This is a genomic window from Cohnella soli (assembly GCF_042655525.1).
Lineage (GTDB): Bacteria > Bacillota > Bacilli > Paenibacillales > Paenibacillaceae > Cohnella > Cohnella soli.
In genome coordinates this window covers 607,721-624,781 of record NZ_JBHSMI010000052.1, presented here as the reverse complement: position 1 = coordinate 624,781, position 17,061 = coordinate 607,721, and the positions used below count along the sequence as shown (strand labels likewise).

The following is a 17,061-nucleotide window of genomic DNA, read 5'->3' as shown; positions in this document are numbered from 1 at the left end:
TGAACTTCAAGTTGAGTCCCGATGGGATTGATAAGATTAACACGGGTAATACCAGCGTAGCTGACACCACCCGCAAACACATGGGTTAAATTGGAAACTCATTTATAACCTCATTATATTCATTTTGAGCATCGGTAATTGCCAGCTTTGAGTATACTTCCAAAGATTTTCTGCTTTCATGGCCGGAATAGGGCTGAATCAACGCGTCATCAATGCCCTGCTTTTTTAGCCAGGTTAATAGAAAGTGACGTAGTTTATGAGGAGAAAGGTTTTGAGATAACTTGGCCTCCTCTGAATATTTAGCCAAAATCTTGCGTATTCCCCTGTCAGTGTATTTTTTCTTCCATGAGGACTCAAACAGATAGGCCGCTTGCTTCTTTTTCATCGAATCAGTGTGCATGGCCAGTAGCTCTTTGAACGTCTGAGGAAATGGAACAATGCGGTCTTTGCTGCCCTTTCCTTTGTTGATCCGGATCTGACAGTAATGAAAATCGATGTCCGCTAGCTTAATGCTGATTAACTCACTGACCCGGACACCTGTATACATGAGGGTCTTCACGATCATCATGTCCTGAAAATTCTTGGCCTTCCAAACCACTTCATAGTATCTTTTTAATTCCTCCTCAGTAGGTACGTAAGGCAGCTTTTTATTTGATTTAGGAACCTCAATTTCAAGCTCGCTTCTTAAATGCTGAAACAAACTCTTTAAGTAAGCATAGTCCGGTCGTTCTGAGCGAATGTACTTCGCCAGCTCCCGGGCTTTCTTTTTTGCAGATGCGCGTTTTTCAATCATGCAAGTTCACCTTCTAATGGAAGTCTTTCCGTCATGTCCAATCGGAATGTGCCATATGGATTAACGTGCGTATAGATCAAGGGTGTCACTGCACGTAAATCTTCCGGAGTCATTAGATCAAACCATTTCTTCTCCGATAAAACGTTCTGGAACATGATGGTATTAATATAGACTAAGCAATTTTGCAGTAGATGAAGAGATAAAACGGCCATTTCTTGATCTTCCATGCGATTTGTGGCAATTTCTCCACCCTTGCCATAGAAGATAAACCAATTGGCCGAGTTCCAGTTTTCCACGACATTTAAACCAGCATTAATCTCTCGGCGTAATTCTTCCGAATGCAAATATTCACAGAGGAAGATGGTTTTAACTGCCTTACCCAACTCACCTAGCGCCTGATACGTTGGATGCTTTAAATTGTTCCGGGTAAACCTTTTCAGAATGGCTTCCGTTTCAGACGTACCAAGCCGTAAAGCTGTAGCATACTTCATCATTTGATCATACTGCTGACGGATCAGTTCCCAATTAATCGGGCGAGTGAGTACATGCTGCAAGTTCGCAAAAGCGTCAGTCATTCCTGCCTCCGGTCGGTATAACTTTTGTGTATGAATAGCTTTTAATCGAGGCGTGAGTTTGTAACCAAGCAAATAACAAAAGGCGAATGCAACCTCACTCTGTCCATGTGAATCAACATAATTCTTCTCCACTTCCATATCGGTGCAGTGACGCAACAATCCTTCCATCATGGCAGCGACTTCTGATGAAGAACACGATTTAAGCTGTGAGTAGATACAAGTCGAATTTTTTTCTACATGCCAATAAATCATAACACCGCGGCCGCGGTACCGGTATGCCATTCCGTCATTAGGTTTTGATCCCATGCCCCGAATTTTTTAGAATCGGAGGCACAAGAAGTTGTTCCCTCACCCCATATTTCCTGCATTCGTACTTTGAAGATAGCGTTTACTACTTCGGAAATCGCGTTGCGAAGGTTATCCTTTCATGTTATCCCCTCCAAAGTAAAGTTCCTATAACAGTGAGTATCGGAACTTAGTGTTTGAAATCAGTATATCCAAGCTGTATATTTTAGACAATATGAGTTTCATAAAGTTCGATGTTCCATTTACAAAAATAAAAACGGAACTTTATTATTTGAGTGAAAAGATGATTTTTACCACAATAACCTCAGAAGCATTTTGCCCATTTACGTAATTACGATTGTTTCGCTGCAGCCGTCTAAATTTTTTTAATACATGTCAAAAAATTTCTCTTTGTGGCATCTATTATGCGGATAGACGAATGACGATCGATGAAGGAGTCGGACAGTGAAGGAAATCGTAATAGGACAGTCAAGTCTCGGCGACCAGGAAGAAGTTGAATCGGCGCTAATTGAACGGGCACAACAAGGGGATCACGATGCTTTTAGCGAGCTGGTTCGCCGACATCGGTCTAAAGCGCATGCGTGGGCTTCGGGCATTACTCAGGATACGTTTATGGCAGAAGACATTGTACAAGATGCGCTCTTAAAGGCTTTTATGCATCTTGGTACATTAGTTGACGTTACACGTTTTCTTCCATGGCTGCACAAAATCGTACGTAATCAGGCCATGATGAAGCTCAGACGCGGGGGACCTTATGGGAAAGAACGACCATTTACTAGTTTCGAGGTCAGTGTCTTTTCCGAGAGGGTTGATTGGGAAGACGTGGAGAGCATCCTGACGTATATGATGAGAACCAGGGAGAAGGAAAGTGAGACTTATCGTAGTCCTGAAGAGCATATCGTTCGAAAAGAAAACCTGGAGACGTTACTCGGTCTCTTCACCTGCTTAAACCGCCGAGAGAGAGGAATAATTGAAGCTTATTTCTTTAAACAACTTTCCCCTCAAGAAATTGCTGATATGTTTGATACAACGACGACCAGCGTTTATAAAACGATTTCCCGTACCCGGCAAAAACTTCAACATGAACGCATTCGAGTCTATATTAATGAGCATTTGATCCAGAGAAGGGAGAAAAAATGTATGACAAGAACAATCTTGGAACGGCCTGTGGTCTATACTGAACGGGTGGGTGATAGTCACTTTCTAGGTTCAAGGCCGTCGGTAACCTATTGCCTGTGGGGTTTATTACAGTACTCTGATAAGAAGGGAATAACATTAGCTGAAGTCAATGCCCTAACAGGGTATGCTTTTTGTTTAAATATTTTCAAAGAAACGGTTCATATTGGTGGTCCGTTCATTTTTGCAGGGGAAGAGAACTTCCCGAAAGCACTGGCCAATCTTGGCTATGATGTAAAAGTACTTAGTTTTCTACCTGTGGAACCACTCATCATCCCCGATGTCCTTAACACAATTCACCAATCGATTGATAGAGGATATCCGGCGATCATCTGGGATTTATTCCATGCAGAGTTTGGACTAGTATATGGATACGATGACAAACAGCAACATCTATATGCGCTAGACAAGTTAAAAGAGGCGCCCTTAGCTTACGATCTATTAGGGAAGGGAAAGACCTCGGAAATTGGTCTCATTGCCATCACTGAGCCTAACGGAATTGACCGACTGACAGCATTGTGTAATATGCTCGATATGATATGGGAGCATGGAAACACGATGAAATCCATTAAACATGGCGATGGTGAATTAACTAAAGGGCTTGCTGCTTATGATGCATGGATCGAAGCTTTTCAGGGGGACCGGATTGTCCCATTCTTTAATGCCTATAATGTTGCAGTTTATTCGGAGTTACGTCAATTCGCAGTACAATTTCTTCGTAGATTAAAGGAAGATTTTGTGGAGCATGATTGGACCTTCATAACTGATGCCCTTCATCACTATGAAGCGGTGGCCGCGGCACTACAAGGTCTTGCCGATCTGTTTCCTTTCCCAGGTGGCGGAGATCCAAAAGTTACGCAAAACATCGAGAAAGCGGTTAATCTCCTACAGGGGGCAAAAAGAGCGGAAGCCGATGGCCTACAGGCTTTGAAAAAGTTGCGCGAAGCTTTAGGAACTTTGCAAGCTGGAGGCATTCAATGAATCATATCCAAGTACGGGGGGCACGGATCCACCATCTCAAAGACGTTAATGTCATCATTCCGAAAGGTCAATTCGTGGTTTTTACTGGTGTTAGCGGGTCAGGGAAATCAAGCTTGGCCTTCGATATTCTATACGAAGAAGGGAGACGTCGCTATCTCCACTCCATCGGTTTGAACTTACGAGGAGGTGCGGAAGACATCGAACCTTTTGACGATATTTCCGGTCTTCCACCCGCGATCTCAGTGGAGCAGAATACAATTAGGCATTCCAATCCCCGAAGCGTTGTCGGTACAAAAACCAAAATTCTCGATTATATCAAACTGATGTTTTCTATTGAAGGAGTAACAACGGAAGGGAGGCGAACCAATCTCAGAGCGGAAGCCTTCGCTTACAATTTACAGTCAGGTATGTGCGAGGCTTGCTATGGACGTGGGTTTGGTACGGATATTGATTTAAGCAAAGTAATCCCAGACCGGAGCAAGCCAACTGAGAAAATATGTGCGCAAATAAGCTCGGTTCTTTCAAGGGAAATCCAAAAGTTATCGAAAGCGAATGTCATCGGCTGGTCGGGAGTCTCCTACGAGGATCTATCAAAAGAAGAGAAAGACGTTTTTTTATACGGCCACGGAGAGTTTACAGGTGTTATCACCTGGGTTCGAAACCGAATGAAAAGTAAGCCGAACCAACGGCAACACTTGGAAAAGATGTATTGCTCAAGCATTGCATGCGAACAATGTCGAGGTTATCGAGTAAATGAAACGGCGCGGAAAACTTTTATCTGCGGAAAGCACGTAGGCGAACTTTGTAATATGACGATGGCAGATCTTTGGAAATTCGTGGACTCTCTTTCGCATGAAGAAATGGATCTCACACCGCAGGGTAAGAAAATTGTCAGTCGGCTGGCAAAGCAGCTGCATTTGTTTATTGATGTAGGACTGTCTCATTTAACGGTCTTAAGGAGTATCCCTTCCTTGAGCGGAGGGGAGCTTCAACGACTTTATCTGATGTTCCATCTCCAATCCCAATTTGATTCTTTGCTCTATGTATTTGATGAGCCAACAGCAGGACTGCACGAATCGGAAAAAAAGATTCTATTACACAAATTGAAATCTTTAACCGCTTCCGGAAATACTGTGATCGCGGTTGAGCATGACCCTAATGTAATGTTTGGTGCAGACTATATCGTAGAGTTAGGCCCATTTGCGGGAAAACACGGAGGACAATTGATATTTCAAGGAACCCTAGAAGATTATCTGCATTCTAAGGCATCGGGAATAAGTCCATATTTGTCGGGAAAGAAATTTCTGCCGCATAAAAAAATAGAGCAACGACGTAATATCACGGAGAAAACTCCAAAATTGTTGATCCGTAATGCGAACTTACACAATTTGAAAGACATAAATGCCGCAATTCCGCTTGGTGCCATGGTGGGGGTAGCTGGCGTTTCCGGAAGCGGAAAAAGCACGCTTATTTCCGACACGCTCATGCCCCTGCTCCGACATTATTTGAATACAGAACAAGAAGAAGACTTGGACGAAGGAGATGAAATTCTCGACAAAACGTCATCTGCACTGCATGAAATCGGTACCCTGGAGGGTTGGCAATCGATTGAAAAATGCGTGATTGTTACTCAAGAACCGATAGGTCGCTTCAAAATGTCTATGCCGATTACGTATGTAGGAATCTGGGACAAAATTCGGAGTATATTTGCCGATCAGCAAGAGGCGATTAATAAAAACTATACTCCCAGTCACTTCTCCTTTAACACGGAGCATGGATCCTGCCCTACTTGTACGGGGGACGGCGTGGAAACTGTGGATATGGGGCCACTCGGATTAATCAACCGACCATGTCTATCTTGTAAGGGAACTAGATATAAAAATGAAATTCTACAGGTCACGTACAAAGGAAGGAATATCTACGATGTGTTAATGATGAGTGTGGAGGATGCGCTGGGATTATTTGGTGAATATAAAGCCATCTCCCACATGCTTGAAACCCTAATTAAAGTAGGTTTGGGATATATCTCCCTCGGACAACCAGCTCCGACATTAAGTGGTGGAGAAGCGCAACGAATCAAGTTAGCCAAAGAGCTAGGCAAAGTTCAGAGGAAAAATACTCTATATGTCCTGGATGAACCGACTTCCGGGTTAAGCTTCTCGGATATTGAAAAACTCATCGCATTACTTGACGAGCTTACGGAGCAAGGAAACACCGTGGTTATAACAGAGCATGATACTTCCATGTTATCCTACTGTGATTGGATTCTTGAGATGGGCCCATATGGTGGGAGTGAGGGTGGAGAGCTTATTGCTGAAGGCACCCCAGAAATGCTGACCAGTGATCGAAGCTCAAAAGTCGGATCCTATTTAATGAGAAACTGTCCTGCTGTTGTATAAAGGATTAGATAACATAGAGTAACGGTAGTTAAACAAACATATATATCACTCATAAAAAAGAACTCTCCAAACTCGGAGGGTTCTTACATTTATATCCATATGTTTGCGGGTGGTGTCAGCTACGCTGGAATTAGCCCTACATGACAATAAAACGGAATAACGGACAGTTCATTAATTGCTGAAGAATACTGAACATTGGACAATAAACACGAGATGCTATCAAGGCAGCTATAAATTGAGTTCAAGGTCACCTAATCCTGCAAAATTCAATTTACATACTCACAAAACCCGTATTTTATACATATGTCTATAAACAACTACAGGCGTTCTCAAAGTCTTGTATGTATGCAGAGTTCCTTGCGCATATTGTCGTCCATGGCGAGGCCCACGATCTCTCCGTTAAAACAATCCAGTACCGCGGCTGCCGCTCTTGTTTCGGTGTGGGCTTCAAGCTACGGTAATAACCCGATTCGCTGACAGCAAGTACTTCACACGTCTCCTTGACGGGCCACCGATCCCGCCGTTCACGGATGTACGCATAGAGCTGGCGTGCCTTTACCGCTTCCGGTCTTTTGCGAAAAAACCGAGTGCGTCCTTGAGAATTTCATTGGCTCGGCGCAACTCGCCTATTTCTTTTTCTAATTCGATTTCACGCGCAGTCTTATCGGCAGATGCTCCTGGGACCAATCTCATCGCTTAATCTGACTGCTTCTTCTTTGAATGCTTTGTCGTACCTGTTCATTGTCACTCGTCCCCTCGTTTGCTTTCATTTTATTTCATACGAGGATGTATTTCGACTGCATTTTTATCGTAGCACTCCATTCTTTTAACTGGAAGAACTCCACCAAAATTATGCTGTACTCAAGAAGTTTAATTGCTTCCTGGTACTTATTATAGTGTCCTCGTTTCGACCGTTTAAAAACTAGTTCCTCAGCAGGATTTGGACCGGCCGCACGCTGTTCATCACTCATTTAAATCCTCCCACTATAGTCCTGTCGGCTCGATACCAAACACGATATTCGTCTTGCTATGTGTTTGACCGAGCTCTTTCATCCACGTTGCCAGCTTCGTCAGCCCTGCTTGATCATTATGGAATACGCAGTCTTTACCTAACTCGATTCCGCGAAAATCCACCGCACGGGCGACGTGAATCTTCTTGGCAATATCTGCGCCAACCACCAATGTGGCATCGGTAATTCGTGTAATACGTTGATTCTGCTTTTGTTTCAGCTTATACTTCATGTAGAGCGTCCTCCTTCAATTAGGGCAGTGAATGGCCAACATTCCGAGACCCAGCATACAGGAGGCGCTTTTTCTTTTCAAAGGGCAAATTACTTCATTACAGGAATGGCTCCTCTATTCAAGGGTATAGTTGCAGCCCCATTATAAGTTGTGAATAGAGGAGACATAAGGCGGAAAAGGAACTCATTTGGGCAGAAAAACGCATGTCGACTTATGGACGAGGGGAGTTTTCGCCCATCTCTTGGATCGTGGCGGCGATACCCTCTTCGCAGGCAGTAACGGCAAAGCTTCCGGCATACGCCAAGCCGGATTCCCGAATGTCGCCGCAACCTTGATCGTAGCGGTCAAGCAGCTTCCTCACTCTCGGTTCATACCACTGCAGCATTCTCAGCTTCAAGCCGGCGACTTTTTCGATCCGGACAGGCATATTCGCTGCCGAACCGGCGATGGTAAGCAACTCCTCCGTCGAAATGGCCGGTCCGCCTTGTATAAGCCACGGTTTCCCGTACGAGTCGAGCTGGGATGCCAGTTCGACTGCAGCTTGAGCCGCATCGGGCGCATAGAGAAATCGCCGTTTGACCGATGGTTTTGCAATCAGCTTCACCGTTTTTCCTTTCGTGATCTCTTTGAGCGAATGGTGCAGCAACGTGTCGGTTACGCCCGCCCCGTAGATTTCCGGAACCGCCAAGCGGATGTACCACTCTTTGACGTGCAACGCGTGTTCATTTTCCCCGGTCGGCCGATAGACGCCTTCCATGATAACAACTTTCGCACCGATTTGTTCCGATACGCTCTGGACGGCTTCCAGCATCCGCCGAACTTTATCAGGCTTCTCGTCGTAAGTCGTATAGACGCAGCAGAAGATCACTTCCACGCCTTCTGCGGCGGAGAGAAGAACGTTCGGATCCCGGACGTCTCCGAGCGCCGTGCGCAAATGCGGGGAGCCCGGGAAAACTTCCTCCAGCTTCTCCAGCTTGCGAAGAGAGCCCGAATACGCGACGACGTCGATCCCGTTTCCGATCAATCTCTCGATAAGCGCCTTGCCGATTCCTTTACCTGTTCTTACGACCATTGCTTTTTTCATCGTGATCACTCCTGTTTTTATATGGGATATGGATTGAGTGCGAATTGCATCGTTTAGCCAACCGCTTATAGATCAGGCAGGTTGCCCGACCGGGTTCCTACCCGATATGGCGTCGTAATTCCCTCATAGTTCATCATCATGCTCATCCCCATCGATGCATGCCCGAGGTTATGGCAATGCACCATCCATAAGCCCGGATTATCAGCTACCAGATATACCTCGTATGTTTCGTCTTTCCGCGTCAGGAGCGTGTCGAGATAAGAAAGGGACTCCGTTTCTGCTAAGTACTCGGAACGTGTGACCGTGAAAATGGAACGGATGATCGCCGCCTCCTTCATTCGTTATCGTAATGAGCAAGCGCTCGCCCTCCTTCACGATCATTGGAGGAATTTCATGGAAAGAACGGCCGTTGATCGTTTTGACGAACAACGATTGACCAAGCTTCAGCTCGAGACGCTTGTCGACCGCGACTTTGCCGCTGCCGAGCGGATCTTCCGCTAGCGGGGCACCGTAATCTACGAACGAGAACGTATCGCCTCCCTCCGTTAACACAGGATCGCTGCCGCTTCCAAGCGTTATCGGCAAGCTTTTGGCCGATTCGTTGCGAACGATCACTTTATTGGACGCGGGCAGCCGGATAAGCAGATCGTATCGTTGCCCGGCTCCGACCGGAATGATCGTCCCCTGCAGATCGTCGGGTTCGTTCAGATCGTGGCCGTCCATCGCAATGACCTGAAAAGGAGCGCCGTTAACCGAGAACTTCATCGTTTCGTTGTCCGCATTGGTCAGCCGGAGTCTCACGAGGTCGCCGGCGTTCCCTACCTGCAAACCGTTCGTGCTCCCGTTCAAAACCACCGAACCCTTTAATCTCTGATAGAGCGCGGATACATCCGTAGCTGCGGCCAGCTCGGCGGCAGGCTCCCGAGGCTCGACGACGATGGATCCGAGCAGTCCTTTTTGCGCCTGAATCGAACTCATCTGGTGAGAGTGATACCAATACGTGCCCGGAGCCGAAGCGATAAATGTGTACGTGAAGCTTTCGCCGGGCCACACGGCGTCTTGCGTGACGCCGGCTATGCCATCCTGGGAGCATGGAACGTTGATCCCGTGCCAATGAATAGTAACGCCGTCGTCGATGTCCTTGTTATGAAGCGTAACGACGACGCGATCGCCTTCCGTAACCCGGATTGCCGGACCTGGAGAAACGCCGTTAAACGTCCAGGCTGCGACCGTCTTGCCTTTGTCCAGTTGCAATTCTGTCTTCGCCGCCGTGAATTCAAAATTACGAGTCGCTCCCGAAGTGTCCTCCGCTACAAGCGACTCGCAGGAAACGCTTGAAGAAGAATGTTCGTGCGCTGAGACAGCGGTGGCTGAGCCGGAATGTTGCGAATGGGCCATATTGATCTCGACCGGTTTTTGAAGACGCATTTGCCAGAAATAGACGCCGACTACGACGGCGATCAGCAGTAGAAGCGGAGCTCCGAAGATCAGAAAACGTTTGGTGAATTTTTTCTTTCTCATGAACGGACACCCTTTTCTTTTCTGGTAATGGATTGATCAATACCATTTCGTGAGCCGGAGTTCCGAACGACCGCAAGAACAACAATCGCACCGATGACGGCGAAAGCGGCCGCTCCGAGAAACACCCAAGCGAATCCTCCGGTTAATGCTTGCGGCTCGCTAATTCCTTTGTCGAGCAAACTCCTTGTTCGAGTGGACGATAAGGTAGCGAGAACGGCAAGCCCGATGGCGCCTCCGATTTGCTGGCTTGTGTTGACAAGACCGCTGGCCAGCCCCGCCTCGCTATCTGCAACGCCATGAACCGCCAACTCCGTCCCGGATACGAAAGCTCCTCCCACTCCGATCCCGATTACGATGCTAGGCCCGAGCAAATGGAGGGCAAAGGACGCATTGCTTGGAGCCAAGGACAGCCAGATCAGCCCCGCGGCAAACAGAATCAAAGAGAAAGCCAGCGACAGTCTCGTTCCGAGCTTCTTAATGAGCGCCGGTTCAGCTCCGGCAATTAACACGAGCGCTCCGGCTAACGGCAACTGAGTAAGCCCTGCTTTCATCGCATCGTAATGAAGCACTTGCTGCATGTAGACTGACAGGGCGAAAAATAAAGCCGTTGTCGCTCCTCCGATCAGGAACATCGCTAGATTTCCGCCCAAAACCGACTTGTTGCGAAAAATGCTTAATGGCATTAAAGGATTTGTAACACGACGCTCGATCAGTACAAAGCCTGCCAGCAGCACAACGGCTGCTCCAGCTAATACCAGCGTCAACGGAGAAGTCCAACCGAATCGCTCGACTTCGGACAAGGCGGCCACAAGGGCGACGATACCGGCAGTAACGGCGGCCGCTCCGGGCATGTCGAGACTTTCGTTTGCGCCTGGCTTATCTTTGGCAATCAGCAACAGCGAGGCTACGATAACGAGCAATGCTACAGGAACGTTGACGTAGAACACCGACGGCCAGCCGAACGAGGAAGTAAGGACACCGCCGAGCAGTACGCCCGCAGCGCTGCCTACGCCGGCGACCGCTCCCCAGATGCCGAGCGCTTTCGCCCGGTCGCGAGGGTCGGCGAACAACTTAGTGACAAGGGCGAGAGCCGCCGGCGCAAGCAGTGCGGCCGATGCCCCTTGTACAGCTCTCGCGCTTAACAGCCATGCTCCCGTATTGGCCAGCCCGGCTGCCGCCGAAGCGGCCGCGAATCCGGCTACGCCAGCGATGAACAAACGCCGATGCCCGAAGCGGTCGGATAGTCTTCCGCCCAGCAGCAGCAGTCCTCCGAACGGCAAGACGTATGCCGTAATTACCCAACTAAGCGTATTTGTATCGAGATGAAGTTCGGCGCCCATAGACGGGAGCGCGATGTTGACGATAGAAGCATCAAGCACGACAAGAAATTGGGCAAGTGCCAGCGCAATTAGCGCCCACCAGCGGTATGCGATCGGACGAGCGTTCGTAGACATTGAGGCCATTGATTTCATGGCAGACACTCCTTTTGTATTGGTGATATTGATTGATCAATCACAACTATTTAATGTGAACGCATAGCGAACCAATTTTTTCTTTCCTCGGCAGTCGAGGACAGGATCGAGTCGAATACGAAATGACGAGTAACTTCGAAACCGCAATACTCGAAAATGCCTTTATCGATCGTCAGTCTCATCGACTGCTCCATACCGCTCGCTTCATATTCTTCTTGGGACTTGTTCTGCGTATGAATGAGCGCTGCCGTTTTCCCCTTGAGCAACCCGGTTTGAACGCCATCGACATATTTATGAGCGAATCCGTACGAGAATACCCGATCTACATACCCTTTGAGCACGGCAGGCATTCCCATCCACCAAAGCGGGTATATAAACGTGACATGATCGGCCCACGACACGTACGATTGCTCGAGACTGACGTCCTCTTCCACCCCTCCGAGCATTTCCGTCGATCCGAGCGCGGGCTGGAAACCGATCTCGTACAAATCGCGAACGACAACCTCATGGCCTTCTTTCCGCTTGCTTTCCGCTACTGTATCCACAATCGCGCGATTAAAACTTCTTGGTCTCGGGTGCGCATAGACGATCAAATGTTTCATGTTCATTTCTCCTGTTCATTTGAAAGTGATTAATCAATAACTAATGATCGCTTATTTCCGATTTTTACTTTTCAACGCGCGAATCGTAGCTGCGATTCCCTCTTCGAAAGGCGTTGCCGGAATCGGCCCGATCAGCTTTTTGTATTTGTCTCCGCTCAAGACAAGAGGCTCCTCGGTCAAATAAAGCATTTCGACGACTTCCTTCATAACCGGAACGGATAAGCCTATCAGTGACAGCCCAACTTTGCCAAGTGGAATGACCGGTTTGGCGATACCGCTTGCCTTCCGTGCAATACGTACGATCTCCTTGCCCGAAATCAGGCCCGCGCCCGCAATGTGCCAGTTTTGCCCGTAGGCATCGTCTCTGCTGGCCAGCTCCGCGACCATGATCGCCGCATCCGGTAAGTATACAAATTCCCGAGCCGTGTGCATGTTGCCAATGAAAAATGCCATCTTGCCGGCCGCGATGGCTTCAAGCGTAGTGCCCAAATAAGAAGCTTCGTTCGCCGTGGGGCCGTAGTAATCCGGCAAGCGGGCGATCAAGACTTTAGCCCGTTTCCACCGTTCGCCGAACAGCATCTTCTCGTAAGCCAATCTGGTTTTACCTTTCCTCGTGTGAGGGTTTTTCGGATGCTCCTCGGTCACCTTTTCCGTCTGCCTTCTTCCGTAAGGGTAGATCCCGTCGATTGCCACAACCTTCAAACCCAGCCGATCGGATGCCTCCATTATGGATTCTCCCAGAGGGATCAGCTTGCTTACCATCTCGTGATACGGCACGTTCGCGCAGTGGAACAGGACGTCCGTACCTTCCGCGGCTGCGACGATGTCGTTCGGGCGGAAAGCGTCGCCCGTTGCGATCGTTAAATTCGTCGCATGGCCTAAACCGGCCTTTAGCTGTTCCAGCTTCTGGCGCGATCTCCCGAACGCCACCGTCCTGATTCCCCTTTTAACTAGCTCCGCTGTAATCGCTGCGCCCGTACCTCCCGTCGCCCCGATTACGATTGCCTTTTCCATTGAAGTCACCTCGTTCGAAAGATGTAATTGATCAATCACTAACGTTACGAGTTAAATTTACCATGTTGTTATTGATTAGTCAATCACAACTTAGCATTTTATTTCTCCCTTATTTCTCCTTCAATTCGGGCATTTCCAGCGCTAACGAGATGTTGCACAACACTCCGCGTGCCAAGAACAGCATAGTCCGTTCCTCCGCGTCTTGAAATCCGGCAGCCTGGAAAGCATCTCTCACCATTTTACGGACTTCCGCATAGCCGTTGCGCATCACTTCCCGGATCTGCTCTTCCCGAATCGTATGGGCTTGCATCTGAAGCAGCGTTTCGTTATGGTAAGAATTCAGAATTTCTTCGTACGCTATGATCAGTTCCTTTTCCAGCCGTTCAGAGGTTGCCGTGCGCACGACTTGACGGAAGGATTCGAGCATTCGTGTCCAGGACACTTCTAACGCAGCCAACAACAAAGCTTCTTTGGTCGAAAAGAAACGAAAGACGTACGGTTGCGAGATTTGCGCCCTCTCCGCGACTTGCGCCGTCGTTGCCCGGAAGTATCCGATCTCCGCGAACACTTCGATCGCGGCCGAAATAATGTCCGCTTTCCGATTTACTGAGGTTGATTCCATTTTGGCCATGAATAGTCTCTCCTTTTTGATAAGTGATTCATCAATTACTGCCTTCAAGTATAGCGATTCAGAAGGAAAGAAACAAGAGCCGGCTGCTCCGTTCATGAAATTGAACATTTCTTGAGCAACTAATAAGAGCAGTGAGGCAATTCCAGGCTATTAGATCGTTAACAGTTTGACGCCGAAATTAGGCATTCCCCCTGTCAAGGGCGAATATCTTAGTGGGTAATTATTTTCTAATAATTGAGGCGATACACTTGGGATACTTCGTTACTGTGGAACCGGGCGTCAACGTATTTATTGAGGACATCAATCCGCAGGGAAATAAAACGATACTTTTTATTCATGGATGGCCACTTAACCATAATCAGTTCGAATATCAGTTCAATTTCCTTCCTACGCTCGGATATCGATGTATCGGAATGGACTGGAGAGGATACGGCAATTCAGATAAACCATTCGGCGGCTATGGTTTCGACAGATTAGCAGATGACCTTCGCATGGTCATCGAGGCGTTACAGCTAAAAAACATTACCCTGGCAGGACACTCTACCGGAGGCGCGATCTCGATTCGTTATATGGCTCGTCACAAAGGGTTCGGGGTATCTAAGCTCGTCCTGATCGACGCTGCTTCTCCATCGAGCGTTCCAAAAGAATTTACAAATAAAATCATCGAAGAAACAAACAATGACCGTCCGAAAATGCTGCAAGATCAAACGGGGATTTTTTTCTTTCAGTTCATTTCCGAACCGAAATCCGATTGGTTCTTTCTTATGGGATTACAAGCGGCGAATTGGTCGACTTCCGCCATTATGGTCACACTTAGAGACGAAAATGTTTTCAACGATCTTGGTCAGATCGATGTGCCTACGTTAATTATTCACGGAATTCATGATAAAGTCGTTCCGTTTACCCAGGCTCAGGAAACAAATAAGCTGATCAAAAACTCGCGGCTAGTTCCGTTCCAATACAGCGGCCATTGTGCTTTTTTGGAGGAGCGTGATAGATTCAACCAGTTACTATCTTCTTTTGCATAACGCATTGCCCCCCATTCGCTTCCATTGACACGCTCAAGGACAAAACTCGTCTCTTTGATGCGGAACCATGAAGAAGAAGCTGCCGCTGGTATGGCAGCTTCTTTTGACCATTTACATAAAAACGGGAATGGGATCAAGTTCTTGATATCGGCCCACGACAAGAACTTGATCCTATAAATGAATAGAGCCGCGATTTTTAATGTGACAATGTTTTTGACATCCGACACATCCCGCCATGCAGGATTATACGGTGAAATTCTCCACTGATCGTCCATGACTTCTAACTTGCCCTTAGTTCCCCTATGTGCATAATCATTTTCAGACATAACGGCTAAATTTATTTGCTCTATTCCTTCGCAAAAGCTCGTTTTCTGAGGCCGTTTATTGTTCTCACTCACTCCCCGCGTAAAACTTCAAATAGTTCTCTAACTGACTCTTCCAATAAGTACGGTTATGTTTTCCCGGATTCACATGCAACTGAGAGACCACGCCGCGCTTCTGTAAAATGCCAAACAGCTCCTTGGCGCCGTCGTATAATTTGAAGTCGTCTTTGTCCCCGACGTCCAGGTACACCTCGATTCCACTCAAATCCGCCGATTCTGCAAGCGCTATGGGATCGCGTTCCTTGCGCACCTTCTTTGTCGGATACAGCCAGGACTTCATCATCGGCACTCGCGACCAGTCGTTCAGCCAGAGCGCGGCACTGTGTCCCCCGACCTTAGAGAACAGCTCCGGATGCCGGAACGCGTCGGACAGGCTGATGAAGCCGCCCATAGAATAGCCGCCGACCCAGCGTCCTTCTCGCGAGGCGATCGTACTGAAATGAGAGTCGATGTACCCGATTACATCTTCCACAAAATAATCCTCATATCTCCCGTAATAGCGGGAGTGGACGGGATCGGAAGGAACGGCGACCTGATACTCATCCTGAGTGTTTAATCCGTAGCTGTTGTCCATCTCCGGCGCAACGATGAAGAACGGCTGTATGCTTCCTTTCGCTATCATCCGGTCGGCGGTATAACTCATTCTCATCTCGGACAACCATGCGGTTTCCATGGCGTTATAGCCGTGCAGCAAGTAGAGCACGGGATACCGCCTTGACGGATCATACCCCGGCGGTTCATAAACCTGCAAGCGCATATTATGGTTGAGCGCTTCGCTATGAAATGTAAGCTTCAGCAGCTTGGAGGGCATTGGATCGGGAGGAGCTTCAACGGATATAGAAGCCTCCGGCGTTGCAGCAGGCTTCGCCAGCATCGTCGTCGCAATCGGCGTCTCTTCCGGAGACGCCGACTCTAAAACACCGCCGCAGCCTGAGACGCCGACCGCACAGCCTAGCAACAATGGCAGTAGTACTCTGCGCCAAAAAGTCGTAAGAAAGTTTGTCATAGTCGTAATTCTACCATAATTTTCTTGATGACTCACTAAATCTCGAGCCGCTGAATGTCCATCGACCATCTTACCGTATCCGATTGATTTAAGGCAGCGCGGTGAGGGAGCATATGATTGAAACACAGCACGTCTCCCTCATCCATCTCGATGCTGAGCGGCTTAAACACAGCAAATTGTCGATTGGAACAAATCCGTAATCGGTACATATTCAACCCGCGTAAATCGCGGTTATTTCATTTTATCGGTACAAATTCTTGTCAAAAAACAATGTCAAGAATCAGTACAAATTCTTGACATCCGACAGCTGCGCATTCAACGATATCTATATTCTGAATTAAAAGCGGACTATGACCTTTATTCCACGATCATGAACAGCGTCAGCCCTTCACGGAAAATCCGCAAAGACACGATGCCCGTTTCCCGCATATGCCTCTCTTTCACTTCAGGAATATCCCGATGAAGCTGTTCGTAACGTTCGACTCGCTCCGGATGAAGCTGCGCTACTTTCACTTCCACAATCCGATTAGTTGCCATGTTGTACCCTGCGCTCCTTGTTCCTTTTGCCAAGCAGTGCGACGGAATGATTACGAATCGCCACGTCCGTGAATGATGCCGTTTGCCTCATCCCGGTGCCAAGGCATATCATATGTCGGAGAGTTCACATACCTCTGCATCGACAGGCGCAAAGTGATGCCCGTTCCCGCCGGCAGCGACACTTTCAGCCACTTGTCGTTGATGGTCAGCGATTTGTCAGAAGAATAAGCGTAAACTTAAGCTCGTTTTTGCATACATGGCAACGAATAATTCGTTTTCGGTTTTACCAATCAATGAGCGTTTTTTTCAAT

General features: G+C 47.8%; 13 protein-coding genes and 3 pseudogenes. 3 read left to right on the top strand and 13 right to left on the bottom strand.

The genetic code is table 11. The features are described from left to right. Positions 1–85 precede the first annotated feature (85 nt). The gene (locus ACFPOF_RS26805; RefSeq protein ID WP_378138436.1) at positions 86–793 is read right to left on the bottom strand and encodes a tyrosine-type recombinase/integrase; all 708 of its coding nucleotides are present in this window, start codon (positions 791–793) and stop codon (positions 86–88) included. After that, positions 790–1,793, bottom strand: a pseudogene (locus ACFPOF_RS26800) (transposase); the annotation flags it as partial. The gene ACFPOF_RS26805 and the pseudogene ACFPOF_RS26800, both read right to left, overlap by 4 nt. Before the next feature lie 325 nt (positions 1,794–2,118). On the opposite strand from ACFPOF_RS26800, the gene ACFPOF_RS26795 reads away from it, so the two are divergent. Together ACFPOF_RS26795 and ACFPOF_RS26790 are read left to right on the top strand one after the other, a co-directional pair. After that, positions 2,119–3,831: an RNA polymerase sigma factor gene (locus ACFPOF_RS26795; RefSeq protein WP_378138435.1), complete on the top strand. Its 1,713-nt coding sequence runs from the start codon at positions 2,119–2,121 to the stop codon at positions 3,829–3,831. Beyond that, a complete protein-coding gene (locus ACFPOF_RS26790; RefSeq protein ID WP_378138434.1) occupies positions 3,828–6,230 on the top strand; it encodes an excinuclease ABC subunit UvrA in 2,403 nt (800 codons plus the stop codon). Before ACFPOF_RS26795 ends, ACFPOF_RS26790 begins: the two co-directional genes overlap by 4 nt. Positions 6,231–7,006: 776 nt before the next feature. On the opposite strand, the gene ACFPOF_RS26785 is transcribed toward ACFPOF_RS26790, so the two are convergent. The 8 genes and pseudogenes from ACFPOF_RS26785 to ACFPOF_RS26750 all read right to left on the bottom strand — a co-directional run bounded on the left by ACFPOF_RS26785 (position 7,007) and on the right by ACFPOF_RS26750 (position 13,796). Next, on the bottom strand, positions 7,007–7,201 hold the full coding sequence (locus ACFPOF_RS26785) for a hypothetical protein (RefSeq protein ID WP_378138433.1): 195 nt from the start codon (positions 7,199–7,201) through the stop codon (positions 7,007–7,009). Positions 7,202–7,220: 19 nt separating this feature from the next. Then, a pseudogene (locus tag ACFPOF_RS26780) lies at positions 7,221–7,472 on the bottom strand (IS110 family transposase); the annotation flags it as partial. 211 nt (positions 7,473–7,683) lie between these two features. After that, positions 7,684–8,556, bottom strand: coding sequence for a Rossmann-fold NAD(P)-binding domain-containing protein (locus ACFPOF_RS26775; protein WP_378138431.1), 873 nt, complete (start codon positions 8,554–8,556; stop codon positions 7,684–7,686). A 65-nt stretch (positions 8,557–8,621) separates the two neighbouring features. Beyond that, positions 8,622–9,954 (bottom strand): annotated as a pseudogene (locus tag ACFPOF_RS26770) (multicopper oxidase family protein). 119 nt (positions 9,955–10,073) lie between these two features. Then, positions 10,074–11,549, bottom strand: coding sequence for a DHA2 family efflux MFS transporter permease subunit (locus tag ACFPOF_RS26765; RefSeq protein ID WP_378138430.1), 1,476 nt, complete (start codon positions 11,547–11,549; stop codon positions 10,074–10,076). 50 nt (positions 11,550–11,599) lie between these two features. Further along, complete coding sequence (locus tag ACFPOF_RS26760) at positions 11,600–12,151, bottom strand: NAD(P)H-dependent oxidoreductase (protein ID WP_378138429.1); 552 nt, start codon at positions 12,149–12,151, stop codon at positions 11,600–11,602. A gap of 51 nt (positions 12,152–12,202) precedes the next feature. Further along, on the bottom strand, positions 12,203–13,165 hold the full coding sequence (locus tag ACFPOF_RS26755; RefSeq protein ID WP_378138428.1) for an SDR family NAD(P)-dependent oxidoreductase: 963 nt from the start codon (positions 13,163–13,165) through the stop codon (positions 12,203–12,205). Between the two features lie 109 nt (positions 13,166–13,274). Further along, positions 13,275–13,796, bottom strand: coding sequence for a TetR/AcrR family transcriptional regulator (locus tag ACFPOF_RS26750; RefSeq protein ID WP_378138427.1), 522 nt, complete (start codon positions 13,794–13,796; stop codon positions 13,275–13,277). Positions 13,797–14,044: 248 nt separating this feature from the next. Here ACFPOF_RS26750 and ACFPOF_RS26745 point away from each other — a divergent pair, with 248 nt between their 5' ends. Further along, complete coding sequence (locus ACFPOF_RS26745; RefSeq protein WP_378138426.1) at positions 14,045–14,824, top strand: alpha/beta fold hydrolase; 780 nt, start codon at positions 14,045–14,047, stop codon at positions 14,822–14,824. Positions 14,825–15,214: 390 nt separating this feature from the next. Here the strand turns inward: ACFPOF_RS26745 and ACFPOF_RS26740 are convergent, their stop codons facing one another. The 3 genes from ACFPOF_RS26740 to ACFPOF_RS26730 all read right to left on the bottom strand — a co-directional run bounded on the left by ACFPOF_RS26740 (position 15,215) and on the right by ACFPOF_RS26730 (position 16,750). Next, positions 15,215–16,213, bottom strand: coding sequence for an alpha/beta hydrolase (locus ACFPOF_RS26740; protein WP_378138425.1), 999 nt, complete (start codon positions 16,211–16,213; stop codon positions 15,215–15,217). A gap of 35 nt (positions 16,214–16,248) precedes the next feature. Further along, positions 16,249–16,422, bottom strand: coding sequence for a hypothetical protein (locus tag ACFPOF_RS26735; RefSeq protein ID WP_378138424.1), 174 nt, complete (start codon positions 16,420–16,422; stop codon positions 16,249–16,251). Positions 16,423–16,570: 148 nt separating this feature from the next. Continuing rightward, positions 16,571–16,750 carry an L-rhamnose mutarotase gene (locus ACFPOF_RS26730; RefSeq protein ID WP_378138423.1) on the bottom strand — a complete coding sequence of 60 codons (180 nt, stop codon included), beginning with the start codon at positions 16,748–16,750 and terminating at the stop codon, positions 16,571–16,573. Between the last annotated feature and the right edge of the window lie 311 nt (positions 16,751–17,061).